Below are 24,436 nucleotides of genomic sequence, written 5' to 3' on the forward strand. Positions count from 1 at the left end.
ACGATGAGCATGGCCTTTCCGATGACCACCGCGAGCACGCAGCGCCTGCTGGCTGCCAGCCTTGCCGGTGTCGCCGTGGCGTTTCTGCTCGCCGGCTGCGTCAACACGCGGACCACCACCACCAGCCTGGCCGACACCAGCTCGGGCAAGGGCAACGAGATCGTCACCGAGTCCGACGAGACCAGCCGGCAGCGCCGCGCTCGCCTGCGCATGGAGCTGGCCTCGGGCTATTTCGAACACGGCCAGACCACCGTTGCGCTCGACGAGATCAAGCAGGCGCTGGTGGCCGACCCCAACTACGCGGACGCCTACAACCTGCGCGGCCTCGTCTACATGCGCCTGGAGGATGCGGGCCTGGCCGAGGACAGCTTCCGCCGTGCGATCGCGATCGCGCCGCGCGACCCCAACATTCGCCACAACTACGGCTGGCTGCTGTGCCAGCAAAACCGTTTCGGCGACGCGGCGCAGCAGTTCACCGAAGCGCTCGCCGTGCCCAGCTACAACGACCGCGCCAAGACCCTCATGACGCAGGGCGTCTGCGAGCTCAAGGCCGGACTGCGCCCGCAGGCCGAGCGCAGCCTCTTGCAGGCCTATGAAATCGACGCCGGCAATCCGGTGGTCGGCTTCAACCTGGCGTCGGTGCTGGCGCAGCGCGAAGAGTGGCAGCGCGCGCAGTTCTACATCCGCCGCGTCAACAACAGCCCCTCGGCCAGCGCCGAGACGCTCTGGCTGGGCATCAAGATCGAACGCAAGCTCAACAACCGCGAAGCCATCGCGCAGTTGGGAGGCCAACTGCAACGCCGCTTCCCCCAATCGCGGGAGGCATCAGCGTACGAGCGCGGGAATTTCAATGACTGAACGGGTTTCGGAGTTCGGCACTTCCGCGGCGCTGCCGCTCGAGGAAGGCGACATCACGCACAAGACGGCCGGCGACCTGTTGCGCGAGGCGCGCGAGGCGCACGGACTGCACATCGATATGGTTGCCGCGGCCCTCAAGGTGCCACCGCAAAAACTCATGGCGCTGGAGGCGGACGACATCGCTTCGCTGCCCGACCCGGTCTTTGCGCGCGCGCTGGCCAGCAGCGTCTGCCGCGCCTTGCGCATCGATCCGGCGCCCGTGCTCGCCAAGTTGCCGAACACCACGCACACGGCGCTGGCCGTGGCCGACCGCACCCTCAAGACCAACATCGTCTCCGGCACACCGCGCTGGAACGGCGGCCGCGCCAGCGTGCTGCCATCGCGGGCGCTGTTGACGGTGGTCGTGCTGCTGTTGATCGGCGCGGGCGCGCTCTTCTGGCTGCCGCAGTCGGTCTTCGACCAGATCGGCGCCTCGGTGTCGCGCCTCACGGCGCGCAGCGAAACCGATGCGGGGGCGGGTGCGGCGGGCGATGCGCCCGGCTCGGCTTCGGGCACGCCGGGCGTTGTTGCCGAGAGCGTTCCCGTGCAGGCCGTCGCGCCGACGGGCCCTGCGGGCGATGCATCCGCCACGGCCGCCACTGCAAATCCGGCAAACGCGGCTGGCCCTGCAACCGTCGCGCCTGGCGCGGCGTCTCCCGTTGCCGCCGCCAACAGCAGCCAGCAACTGGTTTTCGTGGCACGCGAAGAGTGCTGGATCACCGTGACCGAAGCCGGCGGCAAGCAGTTGCTGCGCCGCAGCCTGCAGGCCGGCGAAACCGTCGGGCTGTCGGGCACGCTGCCGCTCTCGGTGGTGGTGGGGCGCGCTTCGGCCGTGGACGTGCAGGTGCGCGGAAAAGCCTACGATCTGAAGCCTGTCACGCGCGGCGGCGGCGTGGCGCGTTTCGAGGTGACATCGTGACCGACTTGACTGACTGCACTCCCCAACCCATCGGATCGGCCGTCGAATCGGCCATCGAATCGGCGGCGCCCAAGGCGCGCCGCTCGCGCCAGGCGAGCGTGGCCTGGGGCCCGCGCATCGTCACGGTGGGCGGCGATGCGCCGGTGCGTGTGCAGTCGATGACCAACACCGACACGGTCGATGCCATCGGCACCGCGATCCAGGTCAAGGAACTGGCCATCGCGGGCTCCGAGATGGTCCGCATCACGGTCAACACGCCCGAGGCGGCAGCCCAGGTGCCCTACATCCGCGAGCAGCTCGACCGCATGGGCATCGACGTGCCGCTGATCGGCGACTTCCACTACAACGGCCACCGCCTGCTCACCGACTATCCGGCCTGCGCCGAGGCGCTGAGCAAGTACCGCATCAACCCCGGCAACGTGGGCAAGGGCGACAAGAAGGACAAGCAGTTCGGCCAGATGATCGACGCCGCCATGCGCTGGAACAAGCCGGTGCGCATCGGCGTGAACTGGGGCAGCCTCGACCAGGAACTGCTCGCCAGCCTGATGGACACCAACAGCCAGCGCGCCCAGCCCTGGGACGCCAAGCAGGTGATGTACGAGGCGCTGATCACCTCGGCCATCGAATCGGCAAAGCTCGCCGAATCGATGGGCATGGCCGGCAACCAGGTCATCCTGTCGTGCAAGGTGAGCGGCGTGCAGGACCTGATCTCGGTGTACCGCGAGCTCGCCAGGCGCTGCGACTATCCGCTGCACCTGGGCCTCACCGAAGCCGGCATGGGCACCAAGGGCACGGTGGCGTCGGCCACGGCGCTGTCGATTCTTCTGCAAGAGGGCATCGGCGACACGATTCGCGTGTCGCTCACGCCGCAGCCGGGCGAGTCGCGCACGCAGGAAGTGCTGATCGCCAACGAAATTCTCCAGGCCCTGGGCCTGCGCGTGTTCGTGCCGAGCGTCACGGCCTGCCCGGGCTGCGGGCGCACCACGAGCACCACCTTCCAGGAACTGGCCAAGCAGATCGACGACTACCTGCGCCTGCAGATGCCGGTCTGGCGCAAGAAATACCCGGGCGTGGAGACGCTGAAGGTGGCGGTCATGGGCTGCATCGTCAACGGCCCCGGCGAGAGCAAGCACGCCGACATCGGCATCAGCCTCCCTGGCACCGGCGAGGCGCCCGCCGCGCCGGTCTTCATCGACGGCGAAAAGGCCCTCACGCTGCGCGGCGACAATATCGCCAACGAGTTCCACCAGCTCGTCGAAACCTACATCGAAAAGCGCTTCGGCGGCGAGCACGCCGTCGCTGCCTGACACCTCCGCGAGACTCATGGCTGAAAAATTGAATGCCGTCAAAGGCATGAACGACATATTGCCGCCCGAATCGGCGCGCTGGGAGTGGCTCGAGGCCACCGTGCGCGACCTGATGGGGCGCTATGCGTACCGCAATGTGCGCACGCCGATCCTGGAGCACACCGCGCTCTTCGTGCGCGGCATCGGCGAGGTCACGGACATCGTCGAAAAAGAGATGTATGCCTTCGAGGACCGTTCCGACAAGCACGGCCAGGCCGAGCACCTCGCGATGCGTCCCGAGAACACCGCCGGTCTCGTGCGTGCCGTGATCGAGCACAACATGCTCTACGACGGCCCCCGGCGCCTCTGGTACACGGGCCCGATGTTCCGCCGCGAGAAGCCGCAGCGCGGGCGCTATCGCCAGTTCCACCAGATCGGTGCCGAGGCACTGGGTTTTGCCGGGCCCGATGTCGATGCGGAGTTGATCCTGCTGGCCAGCGCGCTGTGGAAGGCCATCGGCCTGACCGACGTGCGACTCGAACTCAACAGCCTGGGCCAGCCCGCAGAGCGTGCGCTGCACCGCGCCCAGCTCATCGCCCACTTCGAGCAGCATGCCGACAAGCTCGACGAAGACGGCAAGCGCCGCTTGCACAGCAATCCGCTGCGCATCCTCGATACCAAGAATCCGGCCATGAAGGACGTGGTCGAGTCGGCGCCCAAGCTGAGCGAGTTCCTCGGTGCCGAATCGCTCGCGCACTTCGAGGGGCTGCAGGCCATTCTCCGTGCCAACGACATCGCCTACACGATCAACCCGCGTCTCGTGCGCGGGCTCGACTATTACAACCTCACGGTGTTCGAGTTCGTCACCGACCGCCTTGGCGCGCAAGGCACCGTCTGCGGCGGCGGGCGCTACGACGGCCTGATCGAGCAGATCGGCGGCAAGCCCGCGCCGGCCGTGGGATGGGCCATGGGCGTGGAGCGCATCCTCGACCTGCTGAAAGAGCAGGGCGTGGACATGCCCGCACCGCTGCCCGATGCCTACGCCATCGTGCCCGACGCGTCCTCCATGCCGCTGGTGCTGCGCACGCTGCAGCAACTGCGCGAAGCTGGCGTGCGCGTGCAGATGCACGGTGCGACGGCCGAGGGCCTGGCGAGCTTCAAGTCGCAGATGAAGAAAGCCGACAACAGCGGCGCCACCTACGCCCTGATCTTCGGCGCCGATGAACTTGCGCGCGGCGAAGTGACTCTCAAGGCCCTGCGCGACGGCGTCGGTGCGCAAACCTCGCGGCCGCTCGCCGAAGTGGCCACCTGGGCCACCACCCTACAATCCCCGGCTCCCAACACCTGACAGCGCATGGCAACCCATCTCGATCTCGAAGAACAGGAACAGCTCGACCAGCTCAAGCATTTCTGGAACACCTACGGCACCCTGATCACCTGGGCCGTGCTGCTCGTTGCCGGCGCCTTCGTGGCCTGGAACGGCTGGCAGTATTTCCAGCGCAGCAAGGCAGCCCAGGCCGCGGCCCTCTACGACGAGGTGGAGCGCAGCACGCAGTCCGGCGACGTCGAGCGCATCCAGCGCGTGCTGGGCGACATGAAGGAACGCTTCGCCGGCACCGCCTATGCGCAGCAGGCGGGCCTCCTGGCCGCGAAGACGCTGTACGAAAAGGGCAAGGTCGAGGAATCGCGTGCCGCGCTGGGCTGGGTGGCGCAGAGCGCCATCGATCCGGGCTACCAGGCCATCGCGAAGCTGCGGCTCGCGGCCGAGTTGCTCGATGGCAAGTCGTACGACGAAGCCCTGAAGCAACTGGACGGCAAGGTGCCCAAGGAATTCGAACCGCTGGTGGCCGACCGCAAGGGCGACATCTACATGGCGCAGGGCAAGCGCGACGAGGCGCAGCAGGAATACCGCAAGGCCTGGACGGGCCTGGGCGCGACCTCCGACTACCGCCGCCTGGTCGAGATCAAGCTGAACGCGGTCGGTGTCGACCCGAAGAGCCTGGCGCCGACCATCACTGTCACACCCGCAGCCCCCAAAACTCCCTGACCGCATCATGAATCTCAAGCGTCTCATGCCTGAATCGGCCGCCCTGCGCGCGGGTTCTGCTCTCGTTCTGGTCGCGCTCCTGGCCGCCTGCTCGGGCTCCGGCAAGCCGAAGCCGGCCGAGCTGCCCGCCAACCCTTCGACGCTCGGCGTGCGCCAGGCCTGGAGCGTGAAGATTCCGGAAGTGGGCTTCCCGCTCACCACCGACGTCAGCGGCGACATCGTGACCGTGGCCGGCAGCGACGGCACTGTCGTGGCGATCGACGCCCGTGCCGGCCGCGAAACCTGGCGTGCCAACGCGGGCGCCACGCTGGCGGCAGGCGTCGGCAGCGACGGCTCCATGGCCGCGGTCGTCACCACCAACAACGAGCTCGTCGCCATCGAAGGCGGCAAGGTCCTGTGGAAGCAGAAGCTCTCGGCGCAAGCCTTCACCGCACCGCTGGTCGCTGGCCGCCGCGTGTTCGTGCAGACCGCCGACCGCAGCATCAGCGCCTGGGACGGCCAGAGCGGCCGCCGCCTCTGGCTGCAGCAGCGCCCCGGTGAAAACCTGGTGCTGCGCAAGTCGGGCGTGCTGATCGCCGTGGGCGACACGCTGGTCGCGGGCATCGGCGGCCGGCTGGTCGGCATCAACCCGGCCAATGGCACCTCGCGCTGGGAATCGCCCATTGCGGCGCCGCGCGGCACCAACGACGTGGAGCGCCTGGTCGACCTGACCGGCAGCGTGAGCCGCTTCGGCGACGGCGTCTGCGCGCGGGCCTACTACGCCAGCGTCGGATGCGTCGAGACGCAGCGCGGCGCGCTGGTCTGGAGCAAGCCGGCCTCGGGCGCGGACGGCGTCACCGGCGACGAAGGCTTTGTCTACGGCACCGAATCCGACGGCAGCGTGACGGCCTGGCGCCGCGGCGACGGTGAGCGCGCCTGGCAGTCGACCCGCTTCAAGAACCGTGTGCTGACCTCGCCGCTCGCGGTGGGCCGCTCGCTGATCATCGGCGAGGACACCGGGTCCCTGCATTTCGTTTCGCGCGAAGACGGCGCGCTGCTCAATCGCGTCACGCCCGATGGCTCGGCCATCACCGTTGCGCCGGTCCTGGCCGGCAACACGGTCGTGGTCGTGACCGCCAAGGGCGGCGTGTTTGGCTATCGCCCTGAATAATTTCTTCTTTTCCCACTCTCAAGGCCCGACCATGAAAACCGCGCCATCGAAAGGCCGGCCATGAAGCCGGTCGTGGCCCTGGTCGGCCGTCCCAACGTCGGCAAGTCGACGCTCTTCAACCGCCTGACCCAGACGCGCGACGCCATCGTCGCCGACTACGCCGGCCTCACGCGCGACCGCCACTACGGCAACGGCCGCCTGGGCAAGCACGAGTTCATCGTGATCGACACCGGCGGCTTCGAGCCCGATGCCGGCAGCGGCATCTACAAGGAAATGGCCAAGCAGACGCGGCAGGCCGTGGCCGAGGCCGATGTGGTGATCTTCGTGGTCGATGCGCGCGAAGGCCTCTCGGCGCAGGACCACGACATCGCCAACGAACTGCGCCGGCTGGGCAAGCCCTGCGTGCTGGCGGCCAACAAGGCCGAAGGCATGCACGACGGCACCAAGCTGGTCGATTTCTACGAGCTGGGCTTCGGCGACGTGCACGGCGTGTCCGCGGCGCACGGGCAGGGCATGCGCGACCTGGTCGAGCTGGCGCTCGAACCGCTGAACCTGCCGGACCCGGACGACGAGACCGACGAAGACGACGTCAACAAGCCCATCAAGCTGGCGGTGGCCGGCCGGCCCAACGTCGGCAAGTCCACGCTGATCAACACCTGGCTCGGCGAAGAGCGCCTGGTGGCCTTCGACATGCCGGGCACCACGCGCGACGCCATCTCGGTGCCGTTCGAGCGCAACGGCCAGCGCTTCGAGCTGATCGACACGGCAGGCCTGCGCCGCAAGGGCAAGGTGTTCGAGGCGATCGAGAAGTTCTCGGTGGTCAAGACGCTGCAGGCCATCGAGTCGGCCAACGTCGTGCTGCTGCTGCTGGACGCCACGCAGGGCGTGACCGACCAGGACGCGCACATCGCCGGCTACATCCTGGAGAGCGGCCGCGCGGTGGTGATCGCCATCAACAAGTGGGACGCGGTCGACAGCTACCAGCGCGAGCAGATCCAGCGGCAGATCGAAACCCGGCTGCCGTTCCTGAAGTTCGCTTCGCTGCATTTCATCTCGGCCATCAAGCGCCAGGGGCTCGGCCCGGTGTGGCAGGCCATTGCGCAGGCCCACAAGTCGGCCACTCGCAAGATGTCGACGCCGGTGCTCACGCGCCTCTTGCTGGAGGCGGTGCAATTCCAGGCGCCCCAGCGCGGCGGCATGTTCCGTCCGAAGCTGCGCTATGCGCACCAGGGCGGCATGAATCCGCCGGTGATCATCATCCACGGCAATTCGCTGGAGCACGTGACCGACGCGTACAAGCGATTCCTGGAAGGGCGCTTCCGCAAGGAATTCGACCTGGTGGGCACGCCCTTGCGGATCCAGTTCAAAAGCTCGCAAAATCCCTTTGCGGACAAGGACAGCTAAAGCGGGCTTGGCCACCGATGGCGGCCGATGAGTTGCAGCTGGAACGGAAGTTCCGTCTTTTGAGAACCGTTATTTTCTCAAGGCTTTTGGGCCCGATTGCTGCAGCGCAGAAACCCTGTGTTAAGGTCATCTCTCCAACAACTACTCTTGAACACGGAGAATATCGTGAGCAATAAAGGGCAACTTCTGCAAGACCCGTTTCTGAACACCCTGCGTCGCGAGCATGTGCCGGTTTCCATTTATTTGGTGAACGGCATCAAGCTGCAGGGCCAGATCGAGTCTTTTGACCAATACGTCGTGTTGCTCCGCAACACAGTGACGCAAATGGTCTACAAGCACGCCATTTCCACCATCGTGCCGGGTCGTGCCGTCAACTTCTCGGCTGCCGAGAACGACGACGCCGCAGCCTGATCGCGCGGAGCGCGGCGGAGTCCCCTCCGTCGCGCTTTTTCATTTTCTGATTTCGCTTGTCTGAACTGATCCACCGCCAGGAAGGCGCCGCCGTTCTCGTCGGCGTCGACTTTGGGCTGCCCCATTTCGACAGCGAACTCGAGGAACTCGGCCTGCTCGCGCAGACCGCGGGCCTCACGCCTGTCGCCCGAATCACCTGCAAACGCAAGGCGCCCGATGCGGCGCTGTTCGTGGGCAGCGGCAAGGCCGACGAGATCAAGGAACTCGCCGCCATGCACCAGGCGAGCGAGGTCATCTTCGACCAGTCCCTGAGCCCGGCGCAGCAGCGCAACCTCGAGCGCCAGCTGGACATCGCGGTCTACGACCGCACCTTCCTCATCCTCGAAATCTTCGCCCAGCGCGCGCGTTCGCACGAAGGCAAGCTGCAGGTCGAGCTGGCTCGCCTGCAGTACCTGAGCACGCGGCTGGTCCGCCGCTGGTCCCACCTGGAGCGCCAGACCGGTGGCGCCGGTGTGCGCGGCGGTCCGGGCGAAAAGCAGATCGAGCTCGATCGCCGGATGATCAGCGAGTCGATCAAGCGCACACGCGAGCGCCTGGCCAAGGTGCAGAAGCAGCGCGGCACGCAGCGCCGGCAACGGGAGCGCCGCGAGACCTTCAACATCTCGCTCGTGGGCTACACCAACGCGGGCAAGTCGTCGCTCTTCAATGCGCTGGTCAAGGCGCGCGCCTATGCGGCCGATCAGCTCTTCGCCACGCTCGACACCACCACGCGCAACCTCTACCTGGGCGACGCGAAACGCCAGGTGTCGATCTCCGACACCGTCGGCTTCATCCGCGACCTGCCGCACGGCCTGGTCGACGCGTTCAAGGCCACGCTGCAGGAGGCGGTCGATGCCGACCTGCTGCTGCATGTGATCGACGCCTCCAACCCCCATTACCCCGAGCAGATGGCCGAGGTGCAGACCGTCCTGCGCGAGATCGGCGCGGACGCCGTTCCGCAACTGTTGGTATTCAACAAGCTCGATGCTCTTGAAAGCGCGCAACGTCCGCTGCATCTGCAGGACGAGATGGAAATCGACGGCGTTCAGGTCCCCCGCATCTTCCTCAGCGCCAAAAGCGGCGAGGGCGTGCCGTTGCTGCGCGCCGAGCTGGCCCGGCAATCGGGCTCCGTAGCCGATACGATGACCCCTGCGGACGACACTGAATTGCACGATGCCGCCCTTTGATTGGGCACAATCCCGCCACTGACAAGAGAACGAAGCGAATGAATGCAAAGCCAGCGTGGAGAGGGTTTCTGGGCATGTTCAACCTGAACGATGGCCGATGGGGTCGCGGCGACGAGCCGTCGTCCTCCAACGGCGACCGCCCAGCCGGCAACCGGCCCCCCGATGCCGATCCTCCGGGCGCACCGACGCCCCCGCCTTCGGGCAACAACAATAACAACGGCAACCGCCCGCGTGGCCAGGGTCCCAACCAGGGCCCGCCCGACCTCGATGAACTCTGGCGCGACCTCAATCGCAAGCTCGGCGGTTTCTTCGGCGGCGGCAAGGGCGGTGGCAATCGCCCCAACGGCAGCAATGGCGGCAGCGGTGGCGGTGGCGGCAACGGCTACAGACCCGACATGAAAAACGCAGGATTCGGCCTCGGCCTGGTGGCTGCCGTGGCGATCCTCATCTGGCTCGGCACCGGCTTCTTCATCGTGAACGAAGGCCAGCAGGCCGTGGTCACGCAGTTCGGCCGCTACAAGTCGACGGTGAACGCCGGCTTCAACTGGCGCCTGCCGTACCCCATCCAGCGCCACGAAGTGGTGGTGACCACGCAGATCCGTTCGACGGATGTGGGCCGCGACGCCATCGTGCGTTCCACGGGCCTGCGCGAATCGGCCATGCTGACCGAAGACGAGAACATCGTCGAGATCAAGTTCGCCGTGCAGTACCGCCTGAGCAACGCGCAGGCCTGGCTCTACGAGAGCAAGTCGCCGGCTGAAACCATCGTGCAGGTGGCCGAGAGCTCCGTGCGCGAAGTGGTCGGCAAGATGAAGATGGATGCGGCCCTCGCCGAGGAGCGCGATCAGATCGCCCCGCGCGTGCGGCAATTGATGCAGACCATCCTGGACCGCTACAAGATCGGCGTCGAAGTCGTCGGCATCAATCTGCAGCAGGGTGGCGTGCGTCCTCCCGAGCAGGTGCAGGCAGCGTTCGACGACGTGCTCAAGGCCGGCCAGGAGCGCGAGCGCGCCAAGAACGATGCACAGGCCTACGCCAACAACGTGGTGCCGCTGGCCACCGGTACATCCTCGCGCCTGAAGGAAGAATCCGAAGCCTACAAGGCGCGCATCGTGGCCCAGGCGCAAGGCGATGCCGGCCGCTTCAGCGCGGTGCTGGCCGAATACCAGAAGGCGCCGCAGGTCACCCGCGACCGCATGTACACCGACGCCATGCAGCAGATCTACGCCAGCACCACCAAGGTTCTGGTCGACACCAAGGCGGGCTCCAACCTGCTGTACCTGCCTCTGGACAAGATCATGCAGCTGGGCGGCAACAACGCGGCCGCCACACCCGTCGATGCTGCCAGCCCGAGCGTGGCCGGCACCGCGCCGGCCCAGTCGTCGGTGATCCCGGTGGCGCCGCCCACGGGCGAGACCCGTGCACGCGACGGTCGTTCGCGTGAACGCGACGTGCGCTGAAAAAGGCCAAGAAGAACATGAACAGAATCGGATTCATCGCCTCGTCGATCCTCGTCTTGCTCGTGCTGCTGAGCTCGACCCTCTTCGTGGTCGACCAGCGCCAGTTCGGCGTGGTCTACGCGCTTGGCCAGATCAAGAGCGTCATCACCGAGCCCGGCCTCAATTTCAAGCTGCCGCCGCCGTTCCAGAACGTGTCGTACATCGACAAGCGCCTCCTGACGCTGTCCAGCATCGACACCGAACCCATGCTCACTGCTGAAAAGCAGCGCGTGGTGATCGACTGGTATGTGCGCTGGCGCATCAGCGATCCGCAGGCCTACATCCGCAACGTCGGGCTCGACGAAAACGCGGGTGCCATGCAGCTGAACCGCGTGGTGCGCAACGCGTTCCAGGAAAACATCAACAAGCGCACCGTGCGCGACCTCATCTCGTTGCGCCGCGAGGCCTTGATGGCCGACGTGCAGCGCGAGGTGCTGGCCGTGGTGAAGGGCGCAAAGCCTTGGGGCGTGGATGTGGTCGACGTGCGGATCACCCGCGTGGACTACGTGGAAGCCATCACCGAATCGGTCTATCGCCGCATGGAGGCCGAGCGCAAGCGCGTGGCCAACGAGCTGCGCTCGACCGGTACGGCCGAAGGCGAAAAGATCCGCGCCGATGCCGACCGCCAACGCGAAGTGATCGTGGCGAACGCCTACCGCGACGCCCAGAAGATCAAGGGCGAGGGCGATGCCCAGGCCGCCAGCGCCTACAGCGAGGCCTTCGGTCGCGACCCGCAGTTCGCCCAGTTCTATCGCAGCCTTGAGGCCTACAAGCAGAGCTTCAACAAGAAGAGCGACGTGATGGTGGTCGATCCGTCGTCCGACTTCTTCCGCGCCATGCAGGGCTCCGGCTCGGCGGGCAACGCACCTCGCCGCTGATCCGCTCCGGGGCTTCGTGAGCGCCGAGACCTTCTGGAGCGCGCTGGCGCTCGTCCTGGTGATCGAGGGCATCCTGCCCTTCGTGTCGCCGGGAGGGTGGCGCCGCGGCTTCGGGCAGCTGATGCAGCTGCGCGATGGCCAACTGCGGTTCTTCGGTCTTTGCAGCATCTTGCTGGGTTTGGTCCTCCTTTGGGTTTTGGCTTAGGGTCTGCCGCCAATTGAACGCCTGCGCGAGACCCTGCAGCGCGGCGCAGTGCAAGGCGCCCTGAGTGCCGCGTAGCACAGCTACGCAAGCGAAGGGCAACGCCGCAATGCGCCGCGCAGCAGGGTCTCCCTCCGGGCTGGTCCCGCCATACGGCGCGTGCTTTGTCGGCTGGCTTGCCCATGGGTGGCCATGGGCTGCGCCACCCTTCGCGCACCCACCGCATGGCGGGACCAGCGCGCAGGCGTTCAATTGGCGGCAGACCCTGGGCGCGGTCCCGGTAGAATCCCGGTTTAACCACGCCCCCGATCCCCATGTCCGCCTGGGTCCTCCCGGATCACATTGCCGATGTGCTGCCTTCCGAGGCGCGCCACATCGAAGAACTTCGACGCCAGCTGCTCGATACCGCCCGTGGCTATGGCTACGAGTTGGTGATGCCGCCGCTGCTCGAGCACCTCGAGTCGCTGCTTTCGGGCACCGGCGAGGCGCTCGACCTCCAAACCTTCAAGCTCGTGGACCAGCTCTCCGGCCGCAGCATGGGCCTTCGCGCCGACACCACCCCCCAGGTGGCGCGCATCGATGCTCACCTGCTGAACCGCGACGGCGTGGCGCGCCTGTGCTACTGCGGCCCGGTGCTTCACACCCGGCCCGACCGTCCGCATGCGACGCGCGAGCCGCTGCAGTTCGGCGCCGAGATCTACGGCCACGCCGGCCTCGAAGCCGACACCGAAACGCTGCTGCTGGCACTCGACTGCCTCGACGCTGCGGGCCTGCGCGACGGTGTGATCGTCGACCTGGCCGATGCCCGCATCGTGCGCGCGCTGTTCGCCGGCGTGCCGGTCGATGCCGCCGCGCTCGCCCGCGTGCATGCGGCGCTCGCCGCCAAGGACGCGAGCGAGCTGCACGTGCTCACCAAGGATTTCCCGCCCGCCTCGCGCGATGGGTTGCGCGCGCTGGTCCAGCTCTACGGCGATGCGTCGGTGCTCGACGAAGCGGCCAAGGCCCTGAAGGGCACGCCGGCCGTGGCCGCCGCGCTGGCCGACCTGAAGCAGCTCGCTGCCGGCCTGAACGGCACGGCCGGGCGCGAAATCAGCTTCGACCTGGCCGACCTGCGCGGCTACGCCTACTACAGCGGCATGCGCTTCGGCATCTACGTGCCGGGCGCTGCCGATTCGCTGGTGCGTGGCGGCCGCTACGACGAGGTGGGCGCCGTGTTCGGCCGCAACCGCCCGGCCGTCGGCTTCAGCTTGGACGTGCGCGAACTGGTCGGCGTGCTGCCGGCGTGCCCGCTGCGCGCCGCCATCCGCGCGCCCTGGAGCGATGCGACGGGCCTGCGCCAGGCCATCGCCCAACTGCGCAAGGCCGGTGAAACGGTTGTCTGTGTGCTGCCGGGACACGGCAGCGAAATCGATGAATTCCATTGCGACCGCGAGCTCGTCGAGCAGGCGGGCCAGTGGAATGTCCGAGCGATCTGAATTTTTAAGCAATGGAACGAGCATGAGCGTAACCACCGGAAGAAACGTGGTCGTCGTCGGCACCCAGTGGGGCGATGAAGGCAAGGGCAAGCTGGTCGATTGGCTGACGGAGAGCGCCCAGGGCGTGGTCCGCTTCCAGGGCGGCCACAACGCGGGCCACACGCTGGTCATCAACGGCGTGAAGACCGCGTTGCACCTGATCCCGAGCGGCATCATGCGGCCCGGCGTCAAGTGCTACATCGGCAATGGCGTGGTGCTGTCGGCGGCCAAGCTCTTCGAGGAAATCGAAGGCCTGGAGAAAGCCGGCGTCGAAGTGCGCTCGCGCCTGCGCATCAGCGAGGCCTGCCCGCTGATCCTGCCGTTCCACGCCGCGCTGGACATCGCGCGCGAGGCCTACCGCGAGAAGGGCGGCGTCGAGAAGATCGGCACCACCGGCCGCGGCATCGGCCCGGCCTACGAAGACAAGATCGCCCGCCGCGCGCTGCGCGTGCAGGACCTGAAGCACCCCGAGCGCTTCGCCACCAAGCTGCGCGTGCTGCTCGACCTGCACAACCACGTGCTCACGCAGGTGCTGGGCGCGCCGGCCGTCGATTTCGACACCGTCTTCGACGAAGCCATGCGCCACGCCGTGCTGCTCAAGCCGATGATGGCCGACGTCTCGCGCGAACTGAACGACGCCCACAAGGCCGGCGCCAACCTGCTGTTCGAAGGCGCGCAGGGCACGCTGCTCGACGTCGACCACGGCACCTACCCGTACGTCACCTCCAGCAACTGCGTGGCCGGCAACGCCGCCGCCGGTTCGGGCGTGGGCCCGGGCATGCTGCACTACATCCTGGGCATCACGAAGGCCTACTGCACGCGCGTTGGCGGCGGTCCGTTCCCCACCGAACTGGACTGGGCCACGCCCGGCACCCCCGGCTATCACATGAGCACCGTGGGCGCCGAAAAGGGCGTGACCACCGGCCGCAGCCGCCGTTGCGGCTGGTTCGACGCCGCGCTGCTCAAGCGCTCGGCGCAGGTCAATGGCCTGTCGGGCCTGTGCATCACCAAGCTGGACGTGCTGGACGGCCTCGAGAAGCTCGAGCTGTGCACCGGCTACGAACTCGACGGCGAAACCACCGACATCCTGCCGATGGGCGCCGACGAAATCGAGCGCTGCACGCCGATCTACGAGACCCTGGAAGGCTGGAGCGAAAGCACCGTGGGCGTCACCCAGTACGACAAGCTGCCGGTCAATGCGCGCCTCTATCTGCAGCGCATCGAGCAGATCACCGGCGTGCCGATCCACATGGTTTCCACGAGCCCGGATCGCGACCACACCATCATGATGCGTCACCCCTACCTGGCCGACTGATCAGGTTCACCCCCCAGGCTTGCCCACTTCGTGTGGCCGCCAACCCCCTTCCGGGGGCAACACCAGCGGCCCGGCAAAGCCGGTTCCGCGGTGTTCCACGAATGAGAAAAGACTGAAGGAATCCAGACCATGTTGACCGAAGACGGCAAACATCTCTACGTCAGCTACGACGAGTACCACAACCTGATCGAGAAGCTCGCGATCAAGGTGCACCAGTCGGGCTGGGAGTTCGACACCATCCTGTGTCTCGCGCGCGGCGGCATGCGCCCGGGCGACGTGCTCTCGCGCATCTTCGACAAGCCGCTGGCGATCATGTCGACCAGCTCCTACCGCGCCGACGCCGGCACGGTGCAAGGCCATCTGGACATCGCCCGCTTCATCACCACGCCCAAGGGCGAGATCGCCGGCAAGGTGCTGCTGGTGGACGACCTGGCCGACTCGGGCCACACGCTGCACGCCGTGATGGACATGCTGCGCAACAACTACAAGCCCATCACCGAGCTGCGCAGCGCGGTGATCTGGACCAAGGCGCTGTCGACCTTCACGCCCGACTATTCGGTCGAGTACCTGGCGACCAACCCCTGGATCCACCAGCCCTTCGAGGGCTACGACTCGCTCGGCGCCGAGAAGCTGCTGGAGAAGTGGTCGGTCTGATCAAATCCTGATCAGCTCTGGCACGACCCGTCGCCGGAAGTGAGCATCGCGGTGTAGCGCCGCTGCATCTCTTCCGGCGTCAGTTTTTCGATGCTGTGGCCCACGTTCCAGCGGTGGCCGAAGGGGTCGCGAAAAACCCCCGAGCGCTCGCCGTAGAACTGGTCCTGCGGCGCCATGTCCAGCGTCGCGCCGGCCGCCACGGCCCGCGCCACCACCGCATCCGCATCGTCCACATGCAGGTGCAGCGTCACCGCGCTGCCGCCCAGCGTCTTGGCGCTGCGGATGTTGTATTCGGCGAACTCGTCCGAAATCATCAGGATCGCGCCGTTGTGGAAGTCCAGCTCCGCGTGGCCGATGCGCCCGCTGGGCTCGGTGAGGCGGAAGATTTCCTTCACCTCGAACACCTCGCAATAGAAGTCGATGGCCGCGCCGGCATCGTCGACGCAGAGGTATGGAAAGAGTTCGTGGATCGCCATGAGAGTTGCCTTTCGAGAAGAGGAAAGCAGTTGTCGTGGCGCCGATTCTGGGCCGCCGCGCCGCTAGCGTCTTGAACGAATTTGACCTGCCGTCGCGCCCGCCGGCACATGCCGCGGCGACGCGGCACCGGTCCGCCGCCACGCCTGCGGCGACATGCCCCGCGAGCGCCGCGAACTCCCGGCTCAGGTGCGCCTGGTCGCTGTAGCCGGCGGTGAGCGCGATCTCGGCCCAGCTTTGCGTCGGGTCGGCGGCCAGTGTCAGTGCGCGGTCGAAACGCATCACGCGCGCGTACTCCTTGGGGCTGAGGCCGATGGCGCCGCGAAAGAGCGCGATGAAGCGGCGGTGGCTGTAGCCGCTGCGCGTCACCAGCCCGGCGATCGACGGGTTCTCCTGGGCCAGCGGTCCGAGCGTCGCGGCGATGGCCGGATGCAGGCCGCGCAGGTCATGCGGGCCACGCGGGCCTCCGAGCGCGTCGAGGACACGCTGCGCGAGCAGGGCTTCGAACACCGCCAGCTGCCGTTCGAGGCCGCCCGCCGCATGGACCTGTTCGAGCGCGGCATCGGTCTGCCGTGCACCCCACAGTGCATCGAGCGGCGTGTGCTGGCTGGCCAGCGCGTCTTCGGGCGCGCCGAGCAGCGCGCGTGCGGCGCCGGGCTGCAACTGCGCGCCGACGGATCGCGTGGCCACCGACACATCGCGCATGTAGGCGGCGGCACGCGCGCCGCCGACGATCGCGTAGCCGCAGGTCTGGCCGCGCAGGTCGTCGGGGCCGCCGAACAGCTTCAGCGGCGGGCCCGACAGCCGGAACACCAGGTGCATGCCGCCCGTGGGCAGCACGTGCTCGCGCGCGCCCGGCCGTTCGGCCGGTGCGCCTTCGGGCGACGACGCCCACAGCAGCTTGATGAACGGCTGCAAGTGAGGAGGAGGGGGCCGCGTCAGCTGCATGCTGCGCGATCCGGCTGGAGCAGGCTGTAGCCCATCGGCGCATTGTGCGATGGGGGCGCCCCGCAGGCCAGTCGCGCTAGCATCGGCACATGAGCAAGCCATCGACGACCCTGATCCACCACCCCTACGTCCCACCCGCCAAATTCGCCGCGCCGCAGCCCGGCGTGTTCAAGGCATCGACCGTCTTCTTCGCCGACGTGGCCGCCATGCGCGCGCGCGACTGGAAGACCAAGGCCGGCTACACCTACGGCCTGCACGGCACGCCCACCACCTTCACACTCGAGGAGCGCCTGGCCACGCTCGAAGGCGGCACCGAATGCCTGCTGGTGCCCAGCGGCCTGGCCGCCATCTCGCTGGTCTCGTTCGCGTTTCTGAAGACCGGCGACGAGGTGCTGATTCCCGACAACGCCTACGGCCCCAACAAGGCGCTGGCCACCGGCGAGCTGGCCAACTTCGGCATCACCCACCGCCTGTACGACGCGATGAACCCGGCCGACCTGGAGGCCAAGATCTCGCACCGCACGCGGCTGGTGTGGGTCGAGGCGGCGGGCTCGGTGACGATGGAATTCCCGAACCTGCCCGCGCTCGTGGACGTCTGCCGCGCGCGCGGCGTGGTGACGGCGCTGGACAACACCTGGGGCGCGGGCCTGGCCTTCGCGCCCTTCGACTTCAACGGCACGGGGCAGGGCGTGGACATCTCGGTGCACGCGCTCACCAAGTACCCGAGCGGCGGCGGCGACGTGCTGATGGGCAGCGTGGTCACCAACGACGAGCGGCTGCACCGCGCGCTCAAGTTGGCGCACATGCGCATCGGTTTCGGCATCGGCGTGGGCGATGTGGAAACGCTGCTGCGCTCGCTCCCGAGCATCGGCCTGCGCTACGCCGCGCACGACCGCGCGGCGCGCGAGCTGGCCGGCTGGCTCAACGGCTGCGAGGAGATCGCGCAGGTGCTGCACCCCGCGCTGGAAGACTCGCCCGGCCATGCCAACTGGCGCGCGCTGTGCGGGGCCACCGACCTGGCCGCGGGCCTGTTCTCGGTGGTGTTCGACGAGCGCTACAGCACCGAGCAGGTCGACCGTTTCTGCGACAGCCTGAAGCTCTTTCGCCTCGGCTATTCGTGGGGCGGACCGATCAGCCTGGTGGTGCCCTACGACATCGGCCTGATGCGCGACGCGAGCGTGGCGCGCTGGCCCTACAAGGGCACGCTGGTGCGCTTCTCGGTCGGGCTGGAAGACGTCGACGACCTGCGCGCCGACCTGCAGCAGGCGCTGTTGCGGATGTAGGCGCCACTGCGCGCAGTGGGCAGAAAAAACCGCAAGAGCCAGTACGTCGCGCCGCCTGTTGCGCGCGATGCGATGCCGTCCGCGTCACCGGCCGTCGCGTCGCGTGTGCTGACCGTGCCTGTGCATGTGCTGGAGGCGCTCGCGCAGGCCGGCCCGTTGGAAGGCGTTCCCGATCTGCGCGCCACGCGGCTTTTCATCGGCGGCTTTGTGACGCTTTTCGCATCGGTCGCGGCGGGATTGGCGACGGCCGCAGTGCTGCAGAACGACGGGTCCAACGCGCGCGGCAACGAGGCGGTGCTCACGCTGCTCGGGTTGGCGCTCTTCGCGTTGCTGGGCGGTGGCATCTGGTACCTGCTGCGGCAGCTTCCGCGGGTGGGCGAGGGAATGTTCCGGATCGACGCGCAAGGCATGCGATGGGGCGATCCGGCCTCGCCACGGGTCATGGTATGGCGCGACGTGCGCCGTGCACCCGTGGGCTTGTGCGACGTGAAAACCGAGTTCGCATCCAGCGAGGCCATCGTCAAGCGATTGGTCTTGCAGCAGGCCGCGCGAGGTGGCGAATCCGGTGAGGTGCGGCTGCCCCTGGCGCTGACGGTCGACACGGCGCGCGTCTTTCGCTTTCGCAACCGGGCTGCGTTGCTGCGCGCGCTGCTGCTGCATCTGGCCACGCAGCCCAGGCCGCGCCTGCGCTTCGACGCCGAGGTCTTCATCGATGCCGGCGTCGATCCGCAAACCTGGCAGCCCATGCACGCGCCGAGGCGCTGGATGTGGCTTTCGACCCTCGTCGGGCTGGTGCCGGTGCTGGCCGTGATCGTCCTCTGGCCGGTGGGCGAACACATCGGCTGGATGGTGGCCGCGATGGTCCTGGCCATGGGGGCCGGCGCGGGTGCGATGGGCTGGTTCATGCACCGGCGCTACCCCGGTTTGCAAGGTTTGTTCGAGTTCGAAACGGCACCCGGCGCCGCGCCTTGAGACTGCACCGTTATCGCTTACAGTAGGAGACGCACAGTCACGGTGACTGTCTCGCCTCAAGGAGAAGCAGTGGCAACACCAAATTACGGCTACGAGAAGCGCCAGAAAGAGCTGGCCAAGAAGAAGAAGAAGGAAGACAAGCTCCGCGAGAAGCAATATCGCAAGCTCAGCCCGAGCAGCGACGGACTGGCTCCCGGAGACCCGGAGACCGACGTGGCATCGCTCGAACGCGATCCCCCCACGGTGCCCGAGTTGCCCACCAAGAACGGTTGATCCGCTCCTGGCGTCCCCATCGAAAAGCCGCCGCAGGCCTGCGCCTGCGGCGGCTTTTTCTTGGCCGCGCCGCAGGTTATTTCGGCAGCAGCTTGCGCAGTTCGGGCCAGACGTTGTCGAGCAATTGGGGCTGCGCCACGGCCGTTGGGTGGATGCGGTCGGCCTGGAACAGCGACATCGCATTCGGCGCATCGGCCACGCCCTTGAGCAGGAAGGGCACGAGCGCCGATTTCGTCGCGCCCGCCACCTTGGAGAACACCGCCTCGAAGCGCCGCGTGTAGTCGCCGCCGTAGTTCGGCGGCACCTGGATGCCGACGATCAGCACCTTCGCGCCCGCGGCCTGCGCGGCCCTGGCGATCTGCAGCAGGTTGCTCTCGGTGTCCGGGAGCGGCAGGCCGCGCAGCGCGTCGTTGGCGCCCAGCTCCACCACCACGTGGCTGGGCTTGTGCTGAGCGAGCAGGGCGGGAAAGCGGGCGCGTCCGCCGGAGCTGGTGTCGCCGCTGATGCTGGCGTTGACCACGGTGGCCGCGATCTTCTGCTGGGCAAGCCTTTTTTCCAGCAAGGGTACCCAGCCTTCGCCGCGCTTCAAGCCGTACTCTGCGCTCAGCGAATCGCCCAGCACCAGGATGACCGGCTTGCCGGCCGCGTTGGTGGCCTGGGCCTGCGCCACGGCCGTCCATGCCCCCGCGCTGCCGAGCGCGGCGGTGGTCAAGATAAAGTCACGTCGATTCAAAACCAAAGCCTTTCCATGTCCCAACCCCCGTCTGATGCCATTGTCGCCGTCGAGCATGTCTTCAAGTCCGTCACCGATTCGACCGGCACGCTGGACATTCTGCAGGACATCGATTTCACCCTCGGCGCGCGGGAAACCGCCGCCATCGTCGGCGCCTCGGGCTCCGGCAAGAGCACCTTGCTGTCGATCATCGCGGGGCTCGATACGCCCACGCGCGGCACGGTCAAGCTCGCGGGCGACGACATCTTCGCCATCGACGAGGACGAGCGCGCGGCTCTCCGCGCGCAGCGCGTGGGCTTCGTGTTCCAGAGCTTCCAGCTGCTGGGCAACCTGAGCGCGCTGGAGAACGTGATGCTCCCGCTGGAGCTGGCCAACCGCAAGGACGCGCGCAAGGCCGCCACCGAGATGCTCGGCCGCGTCGGCCTCGGGCAGCGCCTGGGCCACTACCCCAAGGTGCTTTCGGGCGGCGAGCAGCAGCGCGTGGCGCTCGCGCGGGCCTTCGTGGTCCAGCCGGCCTTGCTCTTGGCCGACGAGCCCACCGGCAGCCTCGATTTCGCGACCGGCGAGCAGGTGATGAAGCTCATGTTCGACCTCAACCGCGAACTGGGCACGACCCTGGTGCTGGTCACCCACGACCGCGGCATCGCGTCGCGCTGCGAGCGCCGCATCACCATCGAGGCGGGGCGCGTGTCGCTCAACGAGAAGACGCCCGTCTCGACGGTCGAGCAGGCCGCCTGAGCCACCCCCCAAACAACAACGACACCCGAGGAGAGGTCCATGGACAAGCTTCCACCCGAAGCCGTCGCGGCATTGCAGCGCGGCAGCCTGATCGAGGCGATCAAGATCGTGCGCGACAAGACCGGCCTGGACCTCAAGTCGGCCAAGGAAGCCGTCGAGCGCTACGCCAACGGCGAAGGCGGGGCGGCGGACTGGCAGGAGGGCGACTGGGGCCGCAGCGAACCCGAGGGCGCGGGCATGCAGGGCAACGGGCCCGCGGCGGTGCCGCCGGCCGCGCTCGCGGCCCTGGCCAAGGGCAACAAGCTCGAGGCCGTCCGCCTCACGCGCGAGGCTACGGGCCTGGGCCTGGCCGAAGCCAAGCAACTGGTCGAGAACCACCAGAACCCGGCGGCCGGCGATTTCGGGCACTTGCCATCGAGCATGCCGACGCACCCGATGGCCGAGCCGGGACGGGTGCCGCAAGGGGGCTTCAGGTGGCTGCCTATCGTCATCGTCCTCCTGGTCGCGGCGCTGGCCTGGCTGTATTTCGTCAAGGGCGCCTGAAGCGATGATCGTTCCCCAGTTCTGGGCCGAGGGCCGCATCCAGGAGCGCGTTGCAGGCAAGCAGATCACGGTGCGGCGCTACGGCTGGTCCGACGACAGCCCGCTGGCCGCGCAGGCGCATGCCGACCAGCGCACCCGCGAGGCCTTCGACCGTATCGTGAGCGGCGAACAACTGGAGCGCCGCGAACGCAAGCTGGCCTACAACGGCGCCGACGGCGTGCCGATCCGCGAGGAAATCGTCGAGCGGCAGGGCGAGAGCGTCATCACCCGCAACGGCTACGGCGCGCGCTGCCTGAACACGCCCGACGTGATGTTCGTCGACATCGATTTCGACGAACCCCTGCGCACCAGCGTGTTCGGCTTTGCGCTGGTGCCGGCGCTCATCGCTGGCATCGTCGGCGGCTGGACGGCCAAGACCTGGGTGGGCGGGCTGATCGCCGCCGTCGTGGTCTTCGTCGTCGCCTACCGCATCGGCCTGGCCAAGAAGCGCGGGGAGGCCAGCACCAACCCCGCGCCCGAGAAGCGGGCGATCGAGCGCATCGGGCGCTTCGTGCACCAGCATCCCGACTGGCACCTGCGCGTGTACCGCACGCCCGCGGGCTTCCGGCTGCTGGCGATGCACGATGTGTTCAGCCCGGCGGACATGGCCGTGGCCGACTGCTTCCAGGCGCTGGGCGTGGACAAGGTCTACGCGCGCATGTGCCGCAACCAGAACTGCTTTCGCGCCCGCCTGAGCGCCAAGCCCTGGCGCATCGGCATCGGCGAGCACATGCGGCCGCAGCCGGGCGTGTGGCCCGTCTCGCCCGAGAAGCTGCCCGCGCGCGACGCCTGGATCGCGCAGTACGAAAAGGCCGCCGAAGGCCGCGCCGCCTGCCAGTACCTGGAGAGCGTCGGCAACACCGAGCGGGTGCATCCGAACGCCCAAGCGGTGCAGGAACTGCACGACGAGCGCACGCGCGCGCTCAGCGGTCTTCCTATCGCCTGAGGCGGCCTGAAGGGCGATCCCCGGGGGTAGGGATAATCAGGGGATGTCTTCCCCCAAAGTGATCTTCGGCTTCCATGCCGTGGGCGTGCGAATCAAGACCGCGCCGAAATCGGTGCTCGAGGTTCTGTTCGACGCCAGCCGGCGCGATGCGCGCATGAAACAGTTCATCGCGCGTGCGCAGGAAGCCGGCGTGCGGCTGGTCGAGGCCGACAGCCTGCGCATCGCCAAGCTCGCCGGCAGCCACGGCCACCAGGGCGTGGCGGCGCGGGTCGAGCCCACGGCGCAAATCCATTCGCTCGACGAACTGCTCGAAGGCCTCGAAGAGGCCGGCACCGTGCCCCTCCTGCTGGTGCTGGACGGCGTGACCGATCCGCACAACCTGGGCGCGTGCCTGCGCGTGGCCGACGGCGCCGGCGCCCATGCGGTGATCGCCCCCAAGGACCATGCGGCCGGCATCAACGCCACCGTGGCCAAGGTGGCCAGCGGCGCGGCCGAGACGGTGCCGTATTTCATGGTGACCAATCTCGCGCGCACGCTCAACGAGCTCAAGGAACGCAGCATCTGGTGCGTGGGCACGAGCGACGACGCACCGGGCACGATCTACCAAAGCGACCTGAAGCGCCCGCTGGCGCTGGTGCTGGGCGCCGAGGGCGAAGGCATGCGCCAGCTGACCCGCAAGACCTGCGACGAGCTCGTGAGCATCCCGATGGCCGGCGCCGTCGAGAGCCTGAACGTCTCGGTGGCCAGCGGCGTGTGCCTCTACGAAGCGATGCGCCAGCGCAGCGTTTGATCGCGCGCTAGTCCTTCTTCGGCAGCGGTCCGCCTTTGCGGTGGAAGTACACGAGTTCGGCCATGCGCCGCATCTGCGGCGTGCCGAGCAGGTGATTGAACATCCAGTCGCTCTGGAAGTGGTCGAAGGCCCAGCGCAGCGACCGCTTGAGCACGAAGCGCGGATAGCTGCGCACGAACCACGTCGCCGGATCGCCGACCTCGCCGCGCACGAAGCGCGCCACCGCCTCGCCCGCGCGCTCGCCGTGCTGCAGTGCGGTGTGGATGCCGCCGGCCGTGACCGGCGACACCATGCCGGCCGCATCGCCCACCAGCAGCGCACGATCGCGCGCCACGACCGGGAGCACGCCGCCGCAGGGGATCATCCCGGCGCGCACGGCCACCGGGGGCGCGTCGCCCGGCGACACCACCGATTCGATCTTCTTCAGGAAAGGCGCGAGCCGCAGCGCGTTCGCGTCGTTCTGGCCCATGCGGCGCGCCAGGCCGATCTGGCTCACGCCCACGCCGTCGAGTGCCCAGCCGATGTAGCCGGGCGCGAGCTTGCGGTCGATGAAGCAGTGCAGGAGGTCGGGCGCCATGCGGGCGCCCTGGTATTCGTGCTCGACGCCGTAGAGAAAGCGCGTGTTGCGGGAGAGCCCCAGCACCTTGGCCACGCGTGAATGCGGGCCGTCGGCCCCGACGAGGTAGGTGGCGGTGATGCAGGGGCCGTGCAACACGGGGACTTCCCACCGGTCGTTCATCCACAGCGCCTGCTCGAACAGCGTGCCCAGGCGCACATCGACGCCGCAGGCCCGGGTGGAAGCCACCATCCAGTCGAGCAGCGCGGGCGCATCGGTGGCCCAGAACCAGTAGCCGGGGGCATGCAGGTCGACGTGCCGCATGTTCGGTGCGTAGAGCCGCACGCCTTCGATGCGCCGGACCAATGCGGGGGGAACCTCGGCCAGCCAGGGGACGCTGTCGACCGCGTCCTTCACGATGATGCCGGTGGTGTGGAGCTTGGCGCCGGCGCTGGTTTTCTTCTCCAGCACCATCACGCTCAATCCGGCGAGCGCCGCGGCGCGGGCGCAGGCGAGGCCCGCGAAGCTCGCGCCGACGACGAGCAGGTCCACCTTGATGTTGGCAAGGCCGCTGCTCGCGGTGGGTGACGCGGGACAGGGCGCCGTGGATGAAGTGGAGAGCGGGGAAAAAAGACTGGAAGAGGAGGAGTGCATGGGCAGCTGACTGAAGCAACGCGCACCACGGTGTGTGGTGCGCGTGCGAAGTTAGCTACGCCATGTGCGCTCGGCGTGAAGGCTG

25 protein-coding genes and 1 pseudogene are annotated in these 24,436 nt (G+C 67.8%); 22 read left to right on the top strand and 4 right to left on the bottom strand.

What is annotated here, in order from left to right; all coding sequences use genetic code 11:
• Positions 1–3 precede the first annotated feature (3 nt).
• From pilW to ACZYRS_RS14625, 15 genes are all read left to right on the top strand, one after another.
• Positions 4–858: a type IV pilus biogenesis/stability protein PilW gene (pilW, locus tag ACZYRS_RS14555; RefSeq protein WP_198788577.1), complete on the top strand. Its 855-nt coding sequence runs from the start codon at positions 4–6 to the stop codon at positions 856–858.
• Positions 851–1,816: a helix-turn-helix domain-containing protein gene (locus ACZYRS_RS14560; protein WP_463419832.1), complete on the top strand. Its 966-nt coding sequence runs from the start codon at positions 851–853 to the stop codon at positions 1,814–1,816. Before pilW ends, ACZYRS_RS14560 begins: the two co-directional genes overlap by 8 nt.
• Positions 1,817–1,821: 5 nt before the next feature.
• Positions 1,822–3,123 carry a flavodoxin-dependent (E)-4-hydroxy-3-methylbut-2-enyl-diphosphate synthase gene (gene ispG, locus ACZYRS_RS14565; protein ID WP_198788658.1) on the top strand — a complete coding sequence of 434 codons (1,302 nt, stop codon included), beginning with the start codon at positions 1,822–1,824 and terminating at the stop codon, positions 3,121–3,123.
• Between the two features lie 16 nt (positions 3,124–3,139).
• On the top strand, positions 3,140–4,450 hold the full coding sequence (gene hisS / locus ACZYRS_RS14570; RefSeq protein ID WP_463419833.1) for a histidine--tRNA ligase: 1,311 nt from the start codon (positions 3,140–3,142) through the stop codon (positions 4,448–4,450).
• Positions 4,451–4,456: 6 nt separating this feature from the next.
• Positions 4,457–5,149: a YfgM family protein gene (locus ACZYRS_RS14575; RefSeq protein WP_198788580.1), complete on the top strand. Its 693-nt coding sequence runs from the start codon at positions 4,457–4,459 to the stop codon at positions 5,147–5,149.
• A 7-nt stretch (positions 5,150–5,156) separates the two neighbouring features.
• Positions 5,157–6,299 carry an outer membrane protein assembly factor BamB gene (gene bamB / locus ACZYRS_RS14580; protein WP_198788581.1) on the top strand — a complete coding sequence of 381 codons (1,143 nt, stop codon included), beginning with the start codon at positions 5,157–5,159 and terminating at the stop codon, positions 6,297–6,299.
• A 60-nt stretch (positions 6,300–6,359) separates the two neighbouring features.
• On the top strand, positions 6,360–7,703 hold the full coding sequence (gene der / locus ACZYRS_RS14585; protein WP_013542109.1) for a ribosome biogenesis GTPase Der: 1,344 nt from the start codon (positions 6,360–6,362) through the stop codon (positions 7,701–7,703).
• Positions 7,704–7,868: 165 nt separating this feature from the next.
• The gene (hfq, locus tag ACZYRS_RS14590) at positions 7,869–8,114 is read left to right on the top strand and encodes an RNA chaperone Hfq (RefSeq protein ID WP_012747311.1); all 246 of its coding nucleotides are present in this window, start codon (positions 7,869–7,871) and stop codon (positions 8,112–8,114) included.
• A gap of 56 nt (positions 8,115–8,170) precedes the next feature.
• The gene (gene hflX / locus ACZYRS_RS14595) at positions 8,171–9,340 is read left to right on the top strand and encodes a GTPase HflX (protein WP_463419834.1); all 1,170 of its coding nucleotides are present in this window, start codon (positions 8,171–8,173) and stop codon (positions 9,338–9,340) included.
• Positions 9,341–9,414: 74 nt separating this feature from the next.
• Positions 9,415–10,800, top strand: coding sequence for an FtsH protease activity modulator HflK (hflK, locus tag ACZYRS_RS14600; protein WP_463419835.1), 1,386 nt, complete (start codon positions 9,415–9,417; stop codon positions 10,798–10,800).
• Positions 10,801–10,817: 17 nt separating this feature from the next.
• The gene (hflC, locus tag ACZYRS_RS14605) at positions 10,818–11,717 is read left to right on the top strand and encodes a protease modulator HflC (RefSeq protein WP_042580877.1); all 900 of its coding nucleotides are present in this window, start codon (positions 10,818–10,820) and stop codon (positions 11,715–11,717) included.
• 16 nt (positions 11,718–11,733) lie between these two features.
• A complete protein-coding gene (locus ACZYRS_RS14610) occupies positions 11,734–11,922 on the top strand; it encodes a DUF2065 domain-containing protein (protein WP_013542105.1) in 189 nt (62 codons plus the stop codon).
• A 311-nt stretch (positions 11,923–12,233) separates the two neighbouring features.
• Complete coding sequence (locus ACZYRS_RS14615; RefSeq protein WP_463419836.1) at positions 12,234–13,394, top strand: ATP phosphoribosyltransferase regulatory subunit; 1,161 nt, start codon at positions 12,234–12,236, stop codon at positions 13,392–13,394.
• A 22-nt stretch (positions 13,395–13,416) separates the two neighbouring features.
• Positions 13,417–14,748: an adenylosuccinate synthase gene (locus tag ACZYRS_RS14620; RefSeq protein WP_198788585.1), complete on the top strand. Its 1,332-nt coding sequence runs from the start codon at positions 13,417–13,419 to the stop codon at positions 14,746–14,748.
• A gap of 129 nt (positions 14,749–14,877) precedes the next feature.
• Positions 14,878–15,402 (top strand): phosphoribosyltransferase, encoded by a 525-nt coding sequence (locus ACZYRS_RS14625; RefSeq protein ID WP_013542102.1) that lies wholly within the window; start codon positions 14,878–14,880, stop codon positions 15,400–15,402.
• Between the two features lie 11 nt (positions 15,403–15,413).
• Here the strand turns inward: ACZYRS_RS14625 and ACZYRS_RS14630 are convergent, their stop codons facing one another.
• Both ACZYRS_RS14630 and ACZYRS_RS14635 read right to left on the bottom strand, forming a co-directional pair.
• On the bottom strand, positions 15,414–15,878 hold the full coding sequence (locus ACZYRS_RS14630; protein ID WP_463419837.1) for a VOC family protein: 465 nt from the start codon (positions 15,876–15,878) through the stop codon (positions 15,414–15,416).
• A gap of 214 nt (positions 15,879–16,092) precedes the next feature.
• A pseudogene (locus ACZYRS_RS14635) lies at positions 16,093–16,926 on the bottom strand (DUF6597 domain-containing transcriptional factor); the annotation flags it as partial.
• On the opposite strand from ACZYRS_RS14635, the gene ACZYRS_RS14640 reads away from it, so the two are divergent.
• The 3 genes from ACZYRS_RS14640 to ACZYRS_RS14650 all read left to right on the top strand — a co-directional run bounded on the left by ACZYRS_RS14640 (position 16,914) and on the right by ACZYRS_RS14650 (position 19,352).
• Entirely contained in the window at positions 16,914–18,107 is a 1,194-nt protein-coding gene (locus ACZYRS_RS14640) for a PLP-dependent transferase (RefSeq protein WP_198788588.1), read from the top strand. The pseudogene ACZYRS_RS14635 and the gene ACZYRS_RS14640 sit on opposite strands and share 13 nt — an antisense overlap.
• Positions 18,108–18,122: 15 nt before the next feature.
• Positions 18,123–19,079, top strand: a complete 957-nt coding sequence (locus ACZYRS_RS14645) for a hypothetical protein (protein ID WP_463419838.1) — start codon at positions 18,123–18,125, stop codon at positions 19,077–19,079.
• Positions 19,080–19,148: 69 nt separating this feature from the next.
• Positions 19,149–19,352: a hypothetical protein gene (locus ACZYRS_RS14650; protein ID WP_042580885.1), complete on the top strand. Its 204-nt coding sequence runs from the start codon at positions 19,149–19,151 to the stop codon at positions 19,350–19,352.
• Positions 19,353–19,428: 76 nt separating this feature from the next.
• Here ACZYRS_RS14650 and ACZYRS_RS14655 read toward each other — a convergent pair whose 3' ends face one another.
• A complete protein-coding gene (locus ACZYRS_RS14655; protein WP_463419839.1) occupies positions 19,429–20,064 on the bottom strand; it encodes an arylesterase in 636 nt (211 codons plus the stop codon).
• Between the two features lie 36 nt (positions 20,065–20,100).
• Here ACZYRS_RS14655 and ACZYRS_RS14660 point away from each other — a divergent pair, with 36 nt between their 5' ends.
• The 4 genes from ACZYRS_RS14660 to rlmB are packed head-to-tail and all read left to right on the top strand — an operon-like array spanning position 20,101 to position 23,141.
• Positions 20,101–20,823 carry an ABC transporter ATP-binding protein gene (locus ACZYRS_RS14660; protein ID WP_042580887.1) on the top strand — a complete coding sequence of 241 codons (723 nt, stop codon included), beginning with the start codon at positions 20,101–20,103 and terminating at the stop codon, positions 20,821–20,823.
• Between the two features lie 39 nt (positions 20,824–20,862).
• The gene (locus ACZYRS_RS14665) at positions 20,863–21,366 is read left to right on the top strand and encodes a ribosomal protein L7/L12 (RefSeq protein ID WP_198788591.1); all 504 of its coding nucleotides are present in this window, start codon (positions 20,863–20,865) and stop codon (positions 21,364–21,366) included.
• A 4-nt stretch (positions 21,367–21,370) separates the two neighbouring features.
• Positions 21,371–22,351 carry a hypothetical protein gene (locus ACZYRS_RS14670; protein WP_198788592.1) on the top strand — a complete coding sequence of 327 codons (981 nt, stop codon included), beginning with the start codon at positions 21,371–21,373 and terminating at the stop codon, positions 22,349–22,351.
• A gap of 43 nt (positions 22,352–22,394) precedes the next feature.
• Positions 22,395–23,141, top strand: coding sequence for a 23S rRNA (guanosine(2251)-2'-O)-methyltransferase RlmB (rlmB, locus tag ACZYRS_RS14675; RefSeq protein ID WP_198788593.1), 747 nt, complete (start codon positions 22,395–22,397; stop codon positions 23,139–23,141).
• 7 nt (positions 23,142–23,148) lie between these two features.
• Here the strand turns inward: rlmB and ACZYRS_RS14680 are convergent, their stop codons facing one another.
• Positions 23,149–24,351, bottom strand: coding sequence for an NAD(P)/FAD-dependent oxidoreductase (locus tag ACZYRS_RS14680; protein ID WP_463419840.1), 1,203 nt, complete (start codon positions 24,349–24,351; stop codon positions 23,149–23,151).
• Positions 24,352–24,436: the final 85 nt, after the last annotated feature.

The sequence above is a fragment of the Variovorax sp. AC194 genome (assembly GCF_979257995.1).